At 64.2% G+C, this 15,823-nt stretch carries 18 protein-coding genes; 12 read left to right on the top strand and 6 right to left on the bottom strand.

From position 1 onward, the window contains the following. Nucleotides 1-749: 749 nt before the first annotated feature. The 3 genes from ABEI27_RS06390 to cdd all read right to left on the bottom strand — a co-directional run bounded on the left by ABEI27_RS06390 (nt 750) and on the right by cdd (nt 3,364). Entirely contained in the window at nt 750-1,934 is a 1,185-nt protein-coding gene (locus ABEI27_RS06390) for an NAD(P)/FAD-dependent oxidoreductase (RefSeq protein WP_375798571.1), read from the bottom strand. A 121-nt stretch (nt 1,935-2,055) separates the two neighbouring features. Then, nucleotides 2,056-2,874, bottom strand: coding sequence for a nucleoside phosphorylase (locus ABEI27_RS06385; protein WP_375798570.1), 819 nt, complete (start codon nt 2,872-2,874; stop codon nt 2,056-2,058). Between the two features lie 58 nt (nt 2,875-2,932). Then, complete coding sequence (gene cdd, locus ABEI27_RS06380) at nt 2,933-3,364, bottom strand: cytidine deaminase (protein WP_375798569.1); 432 nt, start codon at nt 3,362-3,364, stop codon at nt 2,933-2,935. Between the two features lie 90 nt (nt 3,365-3,454). Here cdd and ABEI27_RS06375 point away from each other — a divergent pair, with 90 nt between their 5' ends. Together ABEI27_RS06375 and ABEI27_RS06370 are read left to right on the top strand one after the other, a co-directional pair. Then, entirely contained in the window at nt 3,455-3,793 is a 339-nt protein-coding gene (locus tag ABEI27_RS06375) for a hypothetical protein (protein WP_375798568.1), read from the top strand. Between the two features lie 51 nt (nt 3,794-3,844). Further along, nucleotides 3,845-4,129: a hypothetical protein gene (locus ABEI27_RS06370; RefSeq protein ID WP_375798567.1), complete on the top strand. Its 285-nt coding sequence runs from the start codon at nt 3,845-3,847 to the stop codon at nt 4,127-4,129. A gap of 41 nt (nt 4,130-4,170) precedes the next feature. On the opposite strand, the gene ABEI27_RS06365 is transcribed toward ABEI27_RS06370, so the two are convergent. Next, entirely contained in the window at nt 4,171-4,764 is a 594-nt protein-coding gene (locus ABEI27_RS06365) for a GNAT family N-acetyltransferase (RefSeq protein ID WP_375798566.1), read from the bottom strand. A gap of 141 nt (nt 4,765-4,905) precedes the next feature. On the opposite strand from ABEI27_RS06365, the gene ABEI27_RS06360 reads away from it, so the two are divergent. The 6 genes from ABEI27_RS06360 to ABEI27_RS06335 all read left to right on the top strand — a co-directional run bounded on the left by ABEI27_RS06360 (nt 4,906) and on the right by ABEI27_RS06335 (nt 11,569). Next, a complete protein-coding gene (locus tag ABEI27_RS06360; protein ID WP_375798565.1) occupies nt 4,906-5,529 on the top strand; it encodes an ArsR/SmtB family transcription factor in 624 nt (207 codons plus the stop codon). Nucleotides 5,530-5,615: 86 nt separating this feature from the next. Beyond that, a complete protein-coding gene (locus tag ABEI27_RS06355) occupies nt 5,616-6,116 on the top strand; it encodes a bifunctional nuclease family protein (protein ID WP_375798564.1) in 501 nt (166 codons plus the stop codon). Nucleotides 6,117-6,194: 78 nt separating this feature from the next. Next, the gene (locus tag ABEI27_RS06350) at nt 6,195-6,653 is read left to right on the top strand and encodes a hypothetical protein (RefSeq protein WP_375798563.1); all 459 of its coding nucleotides are present in this window, start codon (nt 6,195-6,197) and stop codon (nt 6,651-6,653) included. Nucleotides 6,654-6,901: 248 nt separating this feature from the next. After that, entirely contained in the window at nt 6,902-7,498 is a 597-nt protein-coding gene (locus ABEI27_RS06345) for a hypothetical protein (RefSeq protein WP_375798562.1), read from the top strand. Nucleotides 7,499-7,576: 78 nt separating this feature from the next. Next, nucleotides 7,577-10,711: an isoleucine--tRNA ligase gene (gene ileS, locus ABEI27_RS06340; protein ID WP_375798561.1), complete on the top strand. Its 3,135-nt coding sequence runs from the start codon at nt 7,577-7,579 to the stop codon at nt 10,709-10,711. Nucleotides 10,712-10,891: 180 nt separating this feature from the next. Further along, on the top strand, nt 10,892-11,569 hold the full coding sequence (locus ABEI27_RS06335) for an HAD-IIB family hydrolase (RefSeq protein ID WP_375798560.1): 678 nt from the start codon (nt 10,892-10,894) through the stop codon (nt 11,567-11,569). A gap of 17 nt (nt 11,570-11,586) precedes the next feature. On the opposite strand, the gene ABEI27_RS06330 is transcribed toward ABEI27_RS06335, so the two are convergent. Then, a complete protein-coding gene (locus tag ABEI27_RS06330) occupies nt 11,587-11,796 on the bottom strand; it encodes an HEWD family protein (RefSeq protein ID WP_375798559.1) in 210 nt (69 codons plus the stop codon). Between the two features lie 107 nt (nt 11,797-11,903). On the opposite strand from ABEI27_RS06330, the gene ABEI27_RS06325 reads away from it, so the two are divergent. Further along, on the top strand, nt 11,904-12,458 hold the full coding sequence (locus tag ABEI27_RS06325; protein ID WP_375798558.1) for a class I SAM-dependent methyltransferase: 555 nt from the start codon (nt 11,904-11,906) through the stop codon (nt 12,456-12,458). A 110-nt stretch (nt 12,459-12,568) separates the two neighbouring features. Further along, nucleotides 12,569-12,718 (top strand): hypothetical protein, encoded by a 150-nt coding sequence (locus tag ABEI27_RS06320; RefSeq protein ID WP_375798557.1) that lies wholly within the window; start codon nt 12,569-12,571, stop codon nt 12,716-12,718. 281 nt (nt 12,719-12,999) lie between these two features. On the opposite strand, the gene ABEI27_RS06315 is transcribed toward ABEI27_RS06320, so the two are convergent. Then, a complete protein-coding gene (locus ABEI27_RS06315) occupies nt 13,000-13,911 on the bottom strand; it encodes a DUF368 domain-containing protein (protein ID WP_375798577.1) in 912 nt (303 codons plus the stop codon). A gap of 265 nt (nt 13,912-14,176) precedes the next feature. Between ABEI27_RS06315 and ABEI27_RS06310 the strand changes: the two genes are divergently transcribed. After that, nucleotides 14,177-14,407, top strand: coding sequence for a hypothetical protein (locus ABEI27_RS06310; protein ID WP_375798556.1), 231 nt, complete (start codon nt 14,177-14,179; stop codon nt 14,405-14,407). 106 nt (nt 14,408-14,513) lie between these two features. Then, nucleotides 14,514-15,689, top strand: coding sequence for a redox-regulated ATPase YchF (locus ABEI27_RS06305; RefSeq protein WP_375798555.1), 1,176 nt, complete (start codon nt 14,514-14,516; stop codon nt 15,687-15,689). The last annotated feature ends 134 nt before the right edge of the window (nt 15,690-15,823 follow it).

The following is a 15,823-nucleotide window of genomic DNA, read 5'->3' as shown; positions in this document are numbered from 1 at the left end:
GTTTTCTCCCTCGCTATAGGGCTGTGGCCCGGTCACGCAGGCCCCATCGGAATCTGTGTCATTGCCGTGTGACGAACAGACCGCGTTCGTCACCGCCCCTTGTCTGTTGAGGGCCGGCGTCTCACCGCTTCCATAGCGGTTTTAGACACGTCGGGCCACAGCAAAAATGTTCGGTTGGTCGTCCAGTCCGGCCACAGTCCGGTGGTTTTCTCCCACGGAGTGTCCGCTTGACCCCCGCCTGTTCGCTCCTCGGTTCCGACGGCGTGTCGGAACACTCGTCACTCACGAGAAGGCGGGGGTATGCGCTCGTATCTCTATCATCTTCCACGAGAACCCCTATCGTGTCGCCTTCCCCGTCTGATTCTCCGAGCGAATCGATCGTGTTACAGCCAGTCGTTGATGTCAAAGAGGGAACTCCGATCGTAGCGAGTAACTGACAGCGGGATAGCAGGGCGTTCTCCGGGTGAAACGAAGGGCTGGGGACCATCGAACGGGGGTTCGTCAGGATTTCTCTCAATAGTTTCGTGTGAACCATACACTCGCATACTCAGTGAGTGGTTGGTTCAGCAGTTTCAACGTGGAGCAAATACAGTCTTCGTGCTGACTACCACTACAGTAGTGCTATGCCCCCTATATTCGAGACTACTCCACTTACCAGTTGCCAGATAGATACTGCTGTTTCACTGTGTTCGGCGAGGGCCTCGATATAATAGGTGATTATCGCTGGAATATGATCCTCTCCGCCGCTCTCACATACTCTCCCACGCGTCGAGCGCGTGGCGGGGCGAGGCGACATCCGCGATCCAGCGGGCCGCGATGGCCTTCTTCAGGTTTCGAGCCGCGGGACCACCGAAGACGTTCATCGGGAACGATCCGAGGACGGGCAGTTTGACTTCGTGCGCGACGGCGTCGTCGCCGACGGAGATGACCGTTCCTTTGTCGTCGTGCCGCCAAGTCTTCAGCGGCTTCCCCGCAGCCGCCCGAGCGACGTTCTCGCCGGCGACCTCCGCCGCTTGCCAGGCTGCCTGGGCTGTCGGCGGCGCGACGTTGTCAGCCCCCTGCTCGACGAGCGCCGTGTCGCCGACCGCGAAGACGCGCTCGTCCGACGTCTGGAAGTCGGCCTCGGCGAAGACGCGGTGTGAACGGTCGTCCTGCTCGAGGCTCATCTCGCTGACTTCCTCGTGGCCCGTGATGCCGCCCGTCCAGATGAGGACATCGTACTCGAGGGCGTCGTCGTCTTCGTCGTCCCCCAGATAGGCGGTATCCTCGTCGACCTTCGAGATGAATTCGCCGGTGATGATCTCGACGTCGAGATCTTCGAGGCGGCTCCGGAGTGCGCCCTGGAGTTCGGGATCGTTGCCGGGGAAGACCTCGTCGAGGCCCTCGACCAGCGTCACGTCGATCGGCGCGCGGTGCTCGTCGCGATACTCGGCGATCTCACCGGCGGTCTGAATGCCCGAGAGGCCGGCACCGCCGACGACGACCTGCGCGGGGTCTTCGCGGGAGGCCTCCGCTGCGGCCTCTTTCACGTCTGCGTGAATCGCTCGCGCGTCGTCAAGACTCTTCAGTTCGTGGGCGTACTCCTGGAGGCCCTCGATACCGAAGAACGCGGTGCCCGAACCGATACCGAGTAGCAGGTAGTCGTACTCGATCTCTTCGTCAGCGAGTTCGACGATGCGCTCGTCGACGTCGACGTTCTCGACGTGTCCCTTCACGAACTCCGTGGAGTCATCTTTGACGTCGTCGACTGGGATAGCAATCTTCGATTCGACGCTCGGATCCCGGATGCAGCGATGGACCTCGTGGAGAACGAGGTGGTAATCCTGCTCCGAGATCCAGGTGAGTTCCGCGCTCGCGTCGAGTTCCGCCTCGAGCCGTTTGACCGCACCGGCACCAGCGTACCCGGAACCGACGACGACGACCTGCGTTGTCATATCTGTGACTCAGGCGTCATCGGATAAAGGGACTGCGAAACGCCGATGCCGTGTGTTTCGGGTGGAATAAGCCGTATCAGGGGCTCTATATAGAACCGAGGGATGGTCGCCGTATCGACCCTCACTCGATCGAGAGCCCCGCGTGCCAGCGGTCGACGCCCGCCTCTCGTTTGACTTCGTCCATCTTCGCGAGGAGGTGGACGCCGAGGCTGGCCGTCTCGGCCGCCCGCGACTCCCCCGCGGCCCGGAACTCGCCGGTGATCCGGTTCGCGTAGACGGAACAGACCGCGCCGGCTCGAAGCCCGTAGACGTTCGCGACGGTGAGCAGCGCGGCGGCCTCCATCTCGATATTCTTCACGTTCGCCTCGCGGAGTTCTTCGACGAGCGACTCCGCGCCGGCCGCACGGAAGTCGTCGACCCCCGGGCGACCCTGCCCCGCGTAAAACGAGTCAGCACTCATCGTCAGCCCGACGTGATAGTCGTAGCCAAGGCGCTCTGCGGCGGCGACGAGTGCGGAGACGACTTCGCCGTCGGCGACCGCCGGGTAGTCCTCCCGGACGTACTCCTTCGAGGTGCCTTCCTGCCGGACTGCGCCCGAGGTGATGACGAGGTCGCCGACGTCCATCCCGGGTTGGATCGCTCCGCACGAACCGACCCGGACGAACGTGTCTGCGCCCACCCGCGCGAGTTCCTCGATAGCGATTGTCGCTGATGGACTGCCGATTCCCGTGGCGGTAACAGAGATCGGCGTTCCCTCGTAGGACCCGGTTGCGGTTCGGTACTCACGGTGGTACGCCTGCTCCTCAGAATCGTCCCACAGCGCCGTGATCTTGTCGACGCGTTCCGGATTCCCCGGCAGGAGAACCGCATCGGCGACCTCGTCGGGGCCGACCGCAATGTGGTACTGCGTGTCGTCGTTCGGGTCTTCGCTGTCTGTCATACCCGAGTGTCGAGAACGCAGGGAAAATACACTGTCGCCTGTTGGTCTCGCGATGCGCTTACTCGCCGTTGTCGCTTCGCTCGGCCTCTGCCGCCGAGAGAGTCTCCAGCGTGATCGTGTCCGGGAGGAGGTCGCCGAGGGCATACACCGTCGTCTCCTCGCCGCCTTCGTCACAGACGATTGGCAGGTCTTCGTCAGCGAACTCGGCGAGAGTCTGCCGACACATCCCACAGGGGGTGACTCCGTCGCGTGCGCCCGAAGAGACTGCGATACGCTCGAAGTCACGGTGACCGTTCTTCACTGCCTCGGCGACCGCGACTTCCTCGGCGTGGAGGCTGTTCGAGTAGTTCGCGTTCTCGATATTACACCCGAGATACACCGAGCCGTCGGCGGTTTCGAGGGCGGCCCCCACGCGGTACTCCGAGTACGGGACGTACGCGTTCTCCGTGACGTCGCGGGCGCGTTCGATGAGGTCGCGGTGGTCTGCCATCGACGGCGGGTTTGGAGGGACGAGGTTTGTAGGTTGGCGTCCCGGAGGGCGCACCGAAAGGGAAAGGACCCTGCCGCGCGTAGATAGTCTGTGCAACCGGACACTGAAATCGAGAACGGCGCGGCCGCCGGGCAGGCGGGACTCGGCCGCCAAATTTTGCTCGCCGTCGGCGGTACGGTGGTGATCCTCTCGGCCGGCATCGGCTGGTTCGTCGGTAGCAACGGGTCGGTGGAACTCACAGAGGCGGCAGTCCTCGGGACGAACCTGACGATTCCCGTGACGCCGCTCGCTGTGGCGCTGTACGGGGTTGCCGTCTCGACGCTCCTGCTGGGTTCCCTGTTCGGCCTCGTCGAATTCGCCTCCCGACTGGAAGACGACGAGGTGGAGTCGAGCGATGGCGAGCGGATCGAGCACGACCGATCACGCTGACACACGGGATCACAGCGCGGTGCTTTTGTCGTTGGATGCCCGAGATCCGGTATGTCTCCGACCACGTCGGCCGAGGACCGCGGTGACGCCGCGGTGACCCCCGACGAGGAGTTCGACCCTGACGATCCGCTGGACTCGTCGTCGGGCGGAAAAAACCGTCGGCGAGCGGCACTCGCTGTGGCTCCGTTTCTCGCAATCGGCCTCGCAGACGTCGTCCTGCTGCTCGGCTGGGGGATCCAGCCGCTGTGGGCGTTCGCGATTCTCCCGCCGATCCTCTTCTGTTCGGTGCTGGCGTACATCGTCTTCAGCACCGATTTTCTCGAAGATCGCACGTAGCGCCCCAGCGGTACTCGTGACCGGGGTGACAGACGACAGCGTCAGTTTCCGGTGTCGTATTTATACGTCGCCTCGTCGGCGTCGATGCCGAAATCTTCCGCGGTCTCTTCGATCGGGACCTCGCCTTCTTCCGGTTCATCGGCGGGCGACGCGCTCTTGAACCGTTCGCGGAAGCGCGACGGAACGATGAACTCGTCGGCGTGGACGGACATCGCGATAACGTCCTCCCCGCGCTCCTTCCGGACGGTTTCGAGGCGCTGGCGGACTGATTCCGGGAGGGCTCCGGTCTCCCGGGGTTCGAAATTGAACGGTGTGAAGTACGACGGCTGCCGCGTGAAGGTATAGACCGTGTCGTAGCCCTCGTCGCTCGCTTCAGACACGAGTCGTTCGATGACGTGCGCCGCGACGCCTTGTTGACGCCAGGGCGGGAGGGTGTAGACGAACGCGAGTTCACAGAACTCGCCCGAATCGGTCTTGTGGACGCGAATACGCCCGAATCCGGCCTTTCTCGACGTCTCCTCGTCGAGCGCGATTACGTAATCCCGGGACCGAAAAGCTGGGTCGTCGATGTCGGCCTCCTCAATCCTGTCGAGCAACCAGACCTCGTCTCGATTTTTGGCGTCCCGGACGTACATAACCCGTCGTAGAACGCCGGGATGGAAGTGTATTGCGGAGAGCGAAGCCACCGTTACTCGATCCCGACACCACAGCACGCGCGGCATCCGGACCCCGACAGAACAACAGATTTGTACCGGTGCCCCTCATATCGATCCACGATGGCTCGTCTCCTCCCCTCCAAATCAGAGCCCGAGGTCGACGCGTCGCCACGAGTGGTCGGCCTCGACGACGACGACGCAGACGAACTGCTGTCGGTCCTCTCTTCGACGACCGCGCGGCAGATCCTCGGCGCGCTGCACGATGAACCAACGAACCCCGCCGCCCTGGCTGACACCGTCGATACGTCCCTGCAAAACGTCCAGTACCACCTCGAACGCCTGGAATCGGCCGGGGCGATCGAGGTGGTCGATACCGTCTACTCCGAGAAAGGCCGCGAGATGAACGTCTACGCGCCTGCCGACCGCCCGCTCGTCGTGGTCGCGACTGACGAAGAAGAGACAGCCGGTCTCTCGTCGGCGCTCAAGAGCCTGCTCGGCGGCGTCGCTATCGTCGGACTCGTGAGCCTGCTCGCACAGTTCGCAATCGAGGGGCTCCCGTTCGGGGCACAGACCGGCAGCGGAGGTGGCGACGTCGGCACGTACTCGACAGAGTCCACGGAGTCGGCGCGGATCGCAGCCGAGAGCGCCGCCGCAGCCGTGCCCCCTGGCGTGCTCGTCTTCCTCGGCGGGCTGACGGTCTTGCTTCTGTGGTTCGGGGTCTGGTTCGTCCGCGAACGTCGGTGAGTGTGACCGGCGAGACCGGATGCGCCGACAGCCTGCGCGTCGGCGCGTCCCGTAACTATTCGTATCCGGACACACTAGACTAATGTATGAATCACCCGGGTGAGGTCGAAGGCATCGCCGTGGGCGTCGACGCCGACGGCGAGAACATCCCAGCCGTCATCGTGTCCGCACGGTCGGAGTTCCTCCCGATCGTGGTCACGAACGACCAGGCCCGGGCGATCCAGCTCGCCCTCTCGGGGGAGCCGTTCGAGCGACCGCTGACGCACGATCTTCTAGTCGAGATGGTGACCGAGTTCGGCGGCGCGATTGACGGCGTCCGGATCGACGACGTTGCAGACGGAACGTTCTACGCGAAGATTGACGCCGAGCGGTATAAACAGGGCCAGTCCCGTCAGTTCGTCTTCGACGCCCGCCCGAGTGATGCAATCGCCCTCGCCGTTCGTGTCGACAGCCCGATCGAAGTTGCCGACGTAGTGCTCGACGAAGCTGGACAACCGCCCGAGCGGTTCGACCTCGGCTCAGCGGACGACACGACCGAGGAAGCGGACGAGTTCGACGACTTCGACGGGTTCGACAGCGGGCGATAGGGCCAAGTCACCTTCCCGTCCGAAGAACTCGACGGACAGTCCCGACAGTATATCCCCACAGGAGGCCAACAGTGTCCTATGACACTCTCGGTTGAGACGCCAGCCGTTCCACCCCTCGAAGACGCCGTCGATCCGAACGAGTACGACGACGCCGACGTCGTTGGCGACACCGACTACCGCCGCGACGACCTCGAGGACCTTCTCCGCGACGGCGCGTGGGCGGACGCTTTCGCGGCGTGGGCGGAGACCACCGACGTGACCGACGACGAGTGGACGATCATCCTGGAACTGGATCTGCTCTCGCACTTCGATTTCTTCTGGGACGATTTCGCCGACCGCGTGGGATACCACGCCCCCGGCCTGCCGGAGGACTGGAAGGAACGCGAGATTCACCCCGACGTCGACTCCTGGAAGACGGTCTCGTCGATCAACGCCGGCCTGACGGAACTGGGACAGACCGTCTGTGAGGTGCTGAAAGACGACTACATCACCTGGGAGTCAGAGTACGAAGCGCCCGACGATTTGCCTGACTTCTAACCGCACTTTTTTTGAGTCCTCGGCCGCGCAGAGCGCGGCCTCGAACCCCTGGAAAAGATCTGTATCAAAAAGGCCGCTCGGTCGGCCTTCAGCCTCGCTCCCGGTGCGAACCGGTGTCGCGACCGCCCCGCATCAGCTTCCTCACCGTTCTACGCGGGGCACGCTGTCTGACTACTCTCACCGCACGGACTGGACACGCTCAGGCTTGTATCCGTAGGTATATTTTTGTGGCTCAGCGAAATCCGATCGTGGACCGCAGAGCCCTCCTCTCCGCGTCAGCCGCTACCCTGTCGACGACCGCACTCGCCGGATGCACCGGGACGGTCCGACGAGAGATCAGCGACCGCGTGGATATGGATATCGCGACGATCGTGTTCCACCCCGCGTCGGACCCGTGGTTTACCGACGGTCTCTCCGCGTCGTCGGATGCGACGCAGCACACCGCGCTCTACACCGAGAAACCGTCGGACGTTCCGGCGCTCTTCACCGATCAGTATCCGACGACGGAACGCACGTTCGATAACACACTGCGAAACGCCGACTACTCGTCGAACTTCATCCTGGTCTACGAAGCCCGAATGTTGCGGGCGGACGCCTATCAGGTCGCTCCGACGATACAGTACGACGAACTCGCCTGGACCGGTTGGCGGACGGTCACGGCCCCGATGGTGCGAGCGTCGCGGAACCCGACGGAACTCGGTCTCGCGCCGAAGACCACCCAGGTGATCGCAACGACGGTCACCAGATACAGCACCGACGCGTCGCCCCGACGCGTCCGCGCGCCAGTCTACGACGAGGAGACGGGCTCACTCGTTACCGAGGTCATCGCCCAGTCCAGTTCGTAACGGAGGCGGCCCGCGTGCGAACCGATCGTTCGCGGCCGTTCCACGGATTTCATATACGTTCGCGGGTACTCCATCTGTATGGACGAAGTCGACGACCAGTACACGCCCGCGGCCGTCGAATCCGCGGTTGAGAAGTACTGGGACGACGCCGACGCTTACGAGGCGACGAAGGAGGCGCACGCCGACGACCCGCCCTTCTTCTTCGTCGACGGGCCACCGTACACCTCCGGACAGATGCACCTCGGGACGGCCTGGAACAAGACGCTGAAGGACGCCGTCATCCGGTACAAGCGGATGACAGGGCACCGCGTGACCGATCGGCCGGGGTACGATATGCACGGCCTGCCGATCGAGGTCAAGGTCGAGGAGGAACTCGGCTTCGAGACCAAGCGCGACATCGAAGAGTTCGGCATCGAACCGTTCATCGAGGAGTGCAAGGCGTTCGCTGAGCGCAACCGCGAGGCGATGGACGACGACTTCCAGTCTATCGGCGTCTGGATGGACTGGGACGAACCCTACGAGACGATGTCGCCCGAGTATATGGAGGCTGCGTGGTGGGCCTTCCAGCAGGTCGACGACCGCGGACTGGTCGAACAGGGCAAGCGCTCGGTCAACTACTGTCCGCGATGTCAGACCGCCATCGCCGCTAACGAGGTCGAGTACGACGAGATCACCTCACCGTCGATCTACGTGAAGTTCCCGCTCGAGAACCGAGAGGGAAGTCTCGTGATCTGGACGACGACCCCCTGGACGATCCCCGCGAACACGTTCGTCGCCGTCGACGGCGAGATGACGTATCAGGCCGTTCGCGCAGAGAAAGGGGGCGAGCGCGAGGTGCTTTACATCGCGGAATCGTGCGTTGAGGACGTCCTCAAGGAGGGTCGATACGAGGACTACGAGGTCGTCGAGGAGTTCGCTGGCGAGGAACTCGTCGGCTACACGTACGACAATCCGCTCGAACCGCATCTGAACGAGCACGCGGACTTCGACGGCGCCGGCGAGGTGTACACCGCGGACTACGTCGAGGCCGACCGCACCGGGTTGGTCCACTCCGCGCCCGGACACGGGCAGGAAGACTTCGCCCGCGGCCAGGAACTGGATCTCGATGTCTTCGTCCCCGTGAACGGTCGCGGCGAGTTCACCGACCAGGCCGGCGCGTACGCGGGCACGTTCGTCCGCGACGCGAACGACGACATCATCGACGACCTCGACGGCGACGGGGCGCTGCTGTCGTCGGGGACGCACGAGCACCGGTACGGCCACTGCTGGCGGTGCGACACGGACATCATCTTCCTCGCGACCGACCAGTGGTTCATCACCGTCACCGACATCAAAGACGAACTGCTCGACAACATCAAGGAGACCGAGTGGTATCCGCAGTGGGCGCGCGACAACCGCTTCCGCGACTTCGTTGAGGACGCCCCCGACTGGAACATCTCCCGCCAGCGGTACTGGGGCATTCCGTTGCCGATCTGGCAGGCTGAGGACGGTGAGTGGATCGTAGTCGGGACCCGAGCGGAACTCGCCGAACGCGCCGACCAGGACGTCGATCCCGAAGCACTGGACCTCCACCGGCCCTCGGTCGATCCGCTGACGATCACCGAGGACGGCAAGACCTACAAACGAGTCCCTGACGTTTTCGACGTCTGGATCGACTCCTCGGTTGCAACCTGGGGCACGCTCGGTTACCCGAGTAAGACTGAGGCCTACGAGGAACTGTGGCCCGCCGACTGGATCGTCGAAGCGCACGACCAGACCCGCGGCTGGTTCTGGTCCCAGCTGGGGATGGGTTCGGCCGCCGTCGGTCGCGCCCCGTACGAGGAAGTGATGATGCACGGCTTCGTCAACGACGAGGACGGCAGAAAGATGTCGAAGTCGCTGGGGAACATCGTCACGCCCGAGGAGGCTATCGAACGGGCCGGCCGAGACCCGCTCCGGGCGTATCTCCTCAGTCACGATCAGCAGGGCGTCGATCTCTCCTTCGAGTGGGACGGACTGGGTGAGATGCAATCGACGCTCAACATCTTCTGGAACGTCTTCCGGTTCCCACTGCCGTATATGGAACTCGACGGCTACGACCCCGCGGCAGCAGACCTCTCTGACGGCGACCGAACCGTCGTCGACGAGTGGGTGCTCTCGCGACTCCAGTCCGTCGAGACTGAGGCTCGCGACGCCTGGGAAGAGTACGAGGTGAGCACGGCACTGAACACGGTGCTCGATTTCCTCACCGAGGACGTCTCGCGTTTCTACGTGAAGGCGATCCGCGAGCGGATGTGGGAGGAAGAGGACTCCGCCTCCAAGCGGGCCGCGTACGCGACGCTGGCGACCGTGCTGGAGGAGACAATCCGCCTGCTCGCACCGGTGACGCCGTACCTCGCAGAACAGATGTACCAGCATCTCGACGGCGAGGCGCCGAGTGTCCACGCGCTGTCGTACCCCGACCCCGACGCGGAACTCCGCGACGCGGAACTCGAACGGCAGATGGCGGTCCTCCGAGGCGTCGAGGAGGCCGCGGCGAACGCCCGCCAGCAGGGCGGCAGAAAACTCCGCTGGCCCGTCGAACGCGTGATCGTCGCCACCAGCGACGACAGCGTCGCCGACGCTATCGAGTCGCTTTCGGACCTGTTGAGCGAGCGCGTCAACGCCCGCTCGATCGACGTCGTGGACGAGTTCGACGAACTGGTAGAGCGCGCGGAACCCGAAATGGGCGTGATCGGCCCCAAGTTTGGTGCCGACGCGCAAAAAGTGATGGAAGTCGTCCAGGGCAAGACGCGCGAAGCGATCGAAGGCGGCGTCGAAGTCGACGGCGAGACCTACGAGCTCACCGACGAAATGGTGTCTTACGAGGCCGAACCGCCGGCGCACGTCTCCGGGGCGGACTTCGACGGCGGCACCGTCTACGTCGATACCTCTCTCACCGAGGAAATCGAGGCCGAGGGCTACGCTCGCGACGTCGTTCGGCGAATCCAGGAGATGCGAAAGCAACTCGAACTGGACGTCGACGCCGAAATCGACACCTACCTCGACGTCGCCGACTCCAGAGTCGAGGCGTTCGTCGACCAACACCGCGACGTGGTTGCCGATGAGACCCGGACGCGGGAGTTCCTCGACGGCGACGAACTCGCCACGGACAGCGAGTGGGCGCTCGTCGAAGAGTGGGACGTTGAGGGCGTGACCGTCACGATCGGCGTCGAACCCGTCGCTTCGGCGTAGGGAGCGTACTCGTTCACCGGCCGACTGTGCACCCCACAGATGGCCCAAGCGAGTCGGTCGGCGTCCAGTCGGGACAGTTTTGCTAACAGCCCCGGACCGATACCCGAGAGGGACGCCTCACGAACTGGACCGAGACCGCCGAACGGAGGTTCTTTGCTCCGGCGGGCGCTAGTACCGTCGATGACATCTGAGCCGCCGCTGGTGCTGGACATCGATGGGACCCTCACCGACGACGACGGCCGTCTCGACCCCCGGACGTTCACTTATCTCCAGGCGTGGGACGCGCCCGTGGTGCTGGCAACCGGGAAGTCGTTCCCGTACCCGGTGACGCTCTGTCACTATCTCGGAATCGACCTCACCGTGATCGCGGAGAACGGCGGCGTCGTTCTCGCCGACGGAGAGGTGTCTTACCAAGGCGACAGAGAGCGGGCGCAGGCCGCCGCCGAGGCGTTCATCGAGCGCGGCGGCGACATCGGCTGGGAGGGATTCGACGACGCCAACGAGTGGCGGCGCACGGAGGTCGCCGTCAACATCTCCGCCGACGAGGACCTCCTCCGATCCGTCGCTGCAGAGTTCGATCTGGAGGTTATCGACACCGGGTTCGCCTACCATCTCAAGACTCCTGGCGTCGAGAAAGGTGACGGACTGACTGCCGTCGCCGCATCGCTCGATCGTCGCGCCGAGGAGTTCGTCGCAATCGGTGATAGCGAGAACGACGTTTCGACGTTCCGCGTGGCCGGGACCTCCTACGCCGTGGCGAACGCAGACCCGGCCGCTCGGGAGGCGGCAGACGTCGTCGTCGACGGGTCGTACTTCGATGGGGCGGTGTCAGTGTTGGAGTCGCTCGGTTCGTCGTAAGCGGGGGCCGGACGCACTCAGGCCGTTGCCGCGTGAGACTCGTCTTCGAACGGGACGAACGAGCCGTTGATGTCCCATTCGTGGATGCAGTAGGGACTGCCGACTGTCCGCTCGGTCCCCCTGTCCTCGCCCGCGAGACGCCAGGTGGCGTCGTCTTCGTTCCAGACCTCGATGCGACCGCAGCGTTCACACGTTCGTTCGGTCGGGCTTTTCAGTGTCGGGGTCATCAAACGAGTTTCCGCGTGCGATCCTGATAACTGTGACTCCTCCCATCTCAGTCGGCCGGTCCGGTCGCAACGAACACACTTAGGTCCGTACCGCGCCTCGATCCGATATGGGATTTCACACCTTCGACGTCGACCGGGCCGACGCGCTCGAGGACCCCGGTCGGTATCGGTTCTGCTCGCGGGAGGAACTCGTCGCCGCGCTGGATATCGGTGACGGGGCGGTCGTCGCCGACATCGGCAGCGGGACCGGGTTCTACACCAACGAAATCGCCCCCTTCGCCGGGCGGGTCTACGCGGTGGACGTGCAGTCCGAGATGCACGAACTGCACCGTAAGAAGGGCGCACCGGAGAACGTCGAGTTCGTCGCGGCGGAAGCATCTGCGATGCCGTTCGATGACGACGAACTCGACGTCGCCTTCTCGACGATGACCTACCACGAGTTCGCCTCAGACGCATCGCTCGAGGAACTCGCTCGCGTCGTCCAGCCTGGCGGGCGGGTCGTGACGCTCGACTGGTCCGCAAACGGCACCGGCGACGACGGGCCGCCAGTGGACGAGCGGTTTGCGCTCGCTGACTGCGTCGACGCGTTCGAGTCAGCCGGATTCCGTACCGTGGACGCGACGGGTAGGAAAGAAACGTTTGTACACACTGCGCGCAGATAACCCTAAACTATTCCGATATCTGTCGAAATATTATTTTACTTTAGGTATTATTTCTCGTATATCCCGATATCAGGGTAACAGTTATTACGGTGTGTCATCTGCTACCGCGTATGGTGATATACAACGGGTCGATTGATCCATACCATCCCAATGAGAACCGTTACGAGTGCCGGGGGTGTGGCGCTCGGGCCGAACAGGGCGGCGTCTGCGAGCAGTGCGGCAAGAAGTCGCTGGTAAACATCGCGGTACCGAGGGAGTGATACCGGGCACACGACCACCCTGCGGCGACGGGGCCGGTCGGCACCACGTCGGGTCGGATGGTGTCGGACGCCGGTCGCCCGCCGCGATATATTGCTACTTCGCTCGACCGCGCAGCGCGGTACCCCGCCGGAGTGCCGCGGGCGAACGATATCGTTCGTCGCCGACCTCCGCGCGGTTGAGATCGCCGTGACTCTGTCGTCGTCAGTCATCCGGCGCTCTTTCGTTCGGTCTCGCCGCTCGCGTTCGCCCGCGAGTCCAAACTACAGGTCGAGTTCAGCGTTCACGTCCCTTCCTTGATGGGCGCGATGCCGGTGTAGCGCTCTAACAGGACCACGAGCGCTGCGCCGACGAGCGCGGCGGTTGCGAAGACGAGGACCGTCGTCGGGGTCCACGCGCGACCGAGTTCCGCCAGGCGATCCCCGGTTCGAGCCAGCGGTGCGCGCAGGGCTCCGACGATCAGCGCAACGAGGAACGCCAGCGTCGCAGTTCGTGCGCGATCGAGTGCCCACCGGACCGCGTGGGCCACGGTGAGGAGCCCGACGAGTGCACCCGAGATGAACGCGGCCACGACGATTCCGTTTGCACGCAGCGGCGCCAGCGATCCTCCCGTGGCGAGCGCCAGGAGAGCATCGACGAACGCCGAGAGCGTCCCTGTCATATAGTCGTACTGACCGAGGATGAGCAGGAGAAGCGATCCCGAAATCCCAGGGAGAATCATCGCACTCACCGCGATTGCGCCGGCGAGAAACGTGATCGGGAGGCCCTCACCGAGCGCCGCAGAGGCCTGTCCCGACGCGACGAAGGCGACGGCGAATCCTGAGACGGCGGCGGCAACACGTGGAGGCGTATCGACCGCTACCTCCGAAAAGAGTACCCACGCCGAGGCGGCGATGAGTCCGAAAAAGAAGCCGAAAGTGAGCACGGGCATCGACTGGATGCCGACGTGGACGACGCGGGTGACGGTGACAATCGCCGTCGCGATGCCGAGTCCGAGCGCCGCGAGGAACCCCGCGTCGATTGCGCGGAGCGCGGCGACGGCATCGGCGCGATGCTCGGCGGAAACCCCCAACAACACGCGGCGGATCCGCGGCAGCGACACCGCGGTGATCGCGCCGATCAACCGCTCGTAGATGCCGGTGATGAGCGCGATCGTCCCCCCGGAGACTCCCGGGACGGCGTCCGCCGTGCCCATACAGAGCCCTTTCAGGTACACGACCACCCACCACGTTCCGGCGAGGCCGAAGCTCCTCCCGCTTCGACCTCTCTCGGGATTCTCCACGTCGACGGGCGTCCCCGACCCCCCACTCGCCCCGCGCGACCCGTCTCGCTCTTTCGACATAGGAATCCGTTCGGTGCACTCTTACTCCGGACTTTCGGTTCAGTGTATCGGTGCCGACCGCTCTCACTCCGGTCTATTCACCGAAACGTATAGTGGTATGTGTCCACGTATAGCATATATGCCGGCCATCACGATCGAAGTGGACGAGGATCTCGAACAGCGGATGGATACGTACGGAAATGTCGATTGGGCTAGCATTTCCGAGCGAGCGATCCGCCAGCGGCTCGAGACGCTCGAACTGATCGACGAGGCCGCGACCGACGCCGTGGCTTCCGACGCCGACGCGGCCGAACTCGCCGAGCGGATCGACGAGATCGCTCGCCAGCGGATCGAGCAGGCCTCCGACTGAGCGGTCTCGCTGGGGGAATGCCGGCGGGCCTCGGACTGAGTGGTCCTACCGGCGAGAACGCGAGCGGGACGGAAACCTACTTCCGGTCGTCTCTCCATTCGTCGATATGCTCTCGCTTGCGCTCGCCGGCAAGCCCAACGCGGGCAAGTCTACCTTCTACCGGGCGGCGACGATGGCCGACGTCGACGTCGGCAACTACCCGTTCACCACAATCGATCCGAACCGGGGCGTCACCCACGCTCGAACGCGCTGCCCCTGTCTCGACCGCGAGGAGCGCTGCGGCAACTGTGAGGGCGGGGTCCGTTACGTGCCCGTCGAACTCCTCGACGTGGCCGGACTTGTCCCGGGCGCACACGAGGGTCGGGGACTGGGCAATCAGTTCCTCGACGAACTGACTGACGCGGACGCGATCCTCGCAGTTGTCGACGCTGCCGGCGAGACCAACGACGAGGGCGAACCCGTCGAAGTCGGGACGTACGACCCCGTGGAGGAAGCCGACTTCGTCGAGGCCGAACTCGAGCAGTGGCTGGCCGGCATCATCGAAGGCAACTGGGAGTCGGTCGTCAGAAAGTCCCGGTCGCCCGATTTCGACATCGACGACGCGCTCACCGAGATGCTGACCGGGTTCGGCGCCACCGAATACGACGTCGCGGCGTCGCTCCGGGCAGTGCCGTACGCCGAGGACCCCCAGCAGTGGACGGACGAGGACCGAGAACGACTCGCCAGGGACGTCCGCGAGCGCACCAAACCGATCGTCCTCGTCGCCAACAAGACAGACGTGGCACCCGATGGGAACCTCGAACGACTGAACGAGGAGGACAAGCCAGTCATTCCCACGACCGCAGACGGCGAGCGGGCGCTGCGGACCGCCGCCGAGTCGGGCGCGGTCGAGTACCTGCCGGGCGACGACGACTTCGACATCACGGGGGAGATCTCCGACGCGCAGCGGCAGGGGCTCGAGACGATTCGTTCGGTGATGGCGGCCCACGGCGGAACCGGCATCCAGCGGGCCATCGACACGGTGGTCTACGACGTCCTCGATATGGTGACGGCCTACCCAGTACAGAACGAGACGAAGTGGACCGACGGAACCGGCGACGTCCTGCCCGATGCCTTCCTCCTGCCGCGGGGATCGACACCCAAAGACCTCGCGTATGCGGTGCACTCCGACATCGGCGACGGCTACCTCCACGCGGTCGACGGCCGGTCGAACCGCCGAATCGCCGAGGACTACGAACTCGAAGAAGGCGACGTGATCAAGGTCGTCAGTACGGCGAAGTAGGCCCACTCGACAAGCACGGCACCCCGGACGGCAGGTCGCTCAATCTACGCCAGTAACGGCAGTGCAGCGAGCGCCCGCACGCTCGCGATTGGCCCGGAGAACTGGGCAGAGGAATCCTGCAGTGAGTCGGTCCC

This window comes from Halobellus sp. (genome assembly GCF_042218505.1).
In the GTDB taxonomy this organism is placed as follows: Archaea; Halobacteriota; Halobacteria; order Halobacteriales; family Haloferacaceae; genus Haloquadratum.
This window is presented reverse-complemented; position numbering and strand designations above follow the sequence as displayed.

What these genes read in the sequence shown, in the direction of transcription:
- ABEI27_RS06325 (WP_375798558.1), top strand. Translation starts at nt 11,904, where the DNA reads ATGGGATTTCACACCTTCGACGTCGACCGGGCCGACGCGCTCGAGGAC.
- ABEI27_RS06390 (WP_375798571.1), bottom strand. Translation starts at nt 1,934, where the DNA reads ATGACAACGCAGGTCGTCGTCGTCGGTTCCGGGTACGCTGGTGCCGGT.
- ABEI27_RS06370 (WP_375798567.1), top strand. Translation starts at nt 3,845, where the DNA reads ATGTCTCCGACCACGTCGGCCGAGGACCGCGGTGACGCCGCGGTGACC.
- ABEI27_RS06320 (WP_375798557.1), top strand. Translation starts at nt 12,569, where the DNA reads ATGGTGATATACAACGGGTCGATTGATCCATACCATCCCAATGAGAAC.
- ABEI27_RS06330 (WP_375798559.1), bottom strand. Translation starts at nt 11,796, where the DNA reads ATGACCCCGACACTGAAAAGCCCGACCGAACGAACGTGTGAACGCTGC.
- ABEI27_RS06385 (WP_375798570.1), bottom strand. Translation starts at nt 2,874, where the DNA reads ATGACAGACAGCGAAGACCCGAACGACGACACGCAGTACCACATTGCG.
- ABEI27_RS06335 (WP_375798560.1), top strand. Translation starts at nt 10,892, where the DNA reads ATGACATCTGAGCCGCCGCTGGTGCTGGACATCGATGGGACCCTCACC.
- ABEI27_RS06315 (WP_375798577.1), bottom strand. Translation starts at nt 13,911, where the DNA reads ATGGGCACGGCGGACGCCGTCCCGGGAGTCTCCGGGGGGACGATCGCG.
- cdd (WP_375798569.1), bottom strand. Translation starts at nt 3,364, where the DNA reads ATGGCAGACCACCGCGACCTCATCGAACGCGCCCGCGACGTCACGGAG.
- ABEI27_RS06350 (WP_375798563.1), top strand. Translation starts at nt 6,195, where the DNA reads ATGACACTCTCGGTTGAGACGCCAGCCGTTCCACCCCTCGAAGACGCC.
- ABEI27_RS06360 (WP_375798565.1), top strand. Translation starts at nt 4,906, where the DNA reads ATGGCTCGTCTCCTCCCCTCCAAATCAGAGCCCGAGGTCGACGCGTCG.
- ABEI27_RS06305 (WP_375798555.1), top strand. Translation starts at nt 14,514, where the DNA reads ATGCTCTCGCTTGCGCTCGCCGGCAAGCCCAACGCGGGCAAGTCTACC.
- ABEI27_RS06355 (WP_375798564.1), top strand. Translation starts at nt 5,616, where the DNA reads ATGAATCACCCGGGTGAGGTCGAAGGCATCGCCGTGGGCGTCGACGCC.
- ileS (WP_375798561.1), top strand. Translation starts at nt 7,577, where the DNA reads ATGGACGAAGTCGACGACCAGTACACGCCCGCGGCCGTCGAATCCGCG.
- ABEI27_RS06365 (WP_375798566.1), bottom strand. Translation starts at nt 4,764, where the DNA reads ATGTACGTCCGGGACGCCAAAAATCGAGACGAGGTCTGGTTGCTCGAC.
- ABEI27_RS06310 (WP_375798556.1), top strand. Translation starts at nt 14,177, where the DNA reads ATGCCGGCCATCACGATCGAAGTGGACGAGGATCTCGAACAGCGGATG.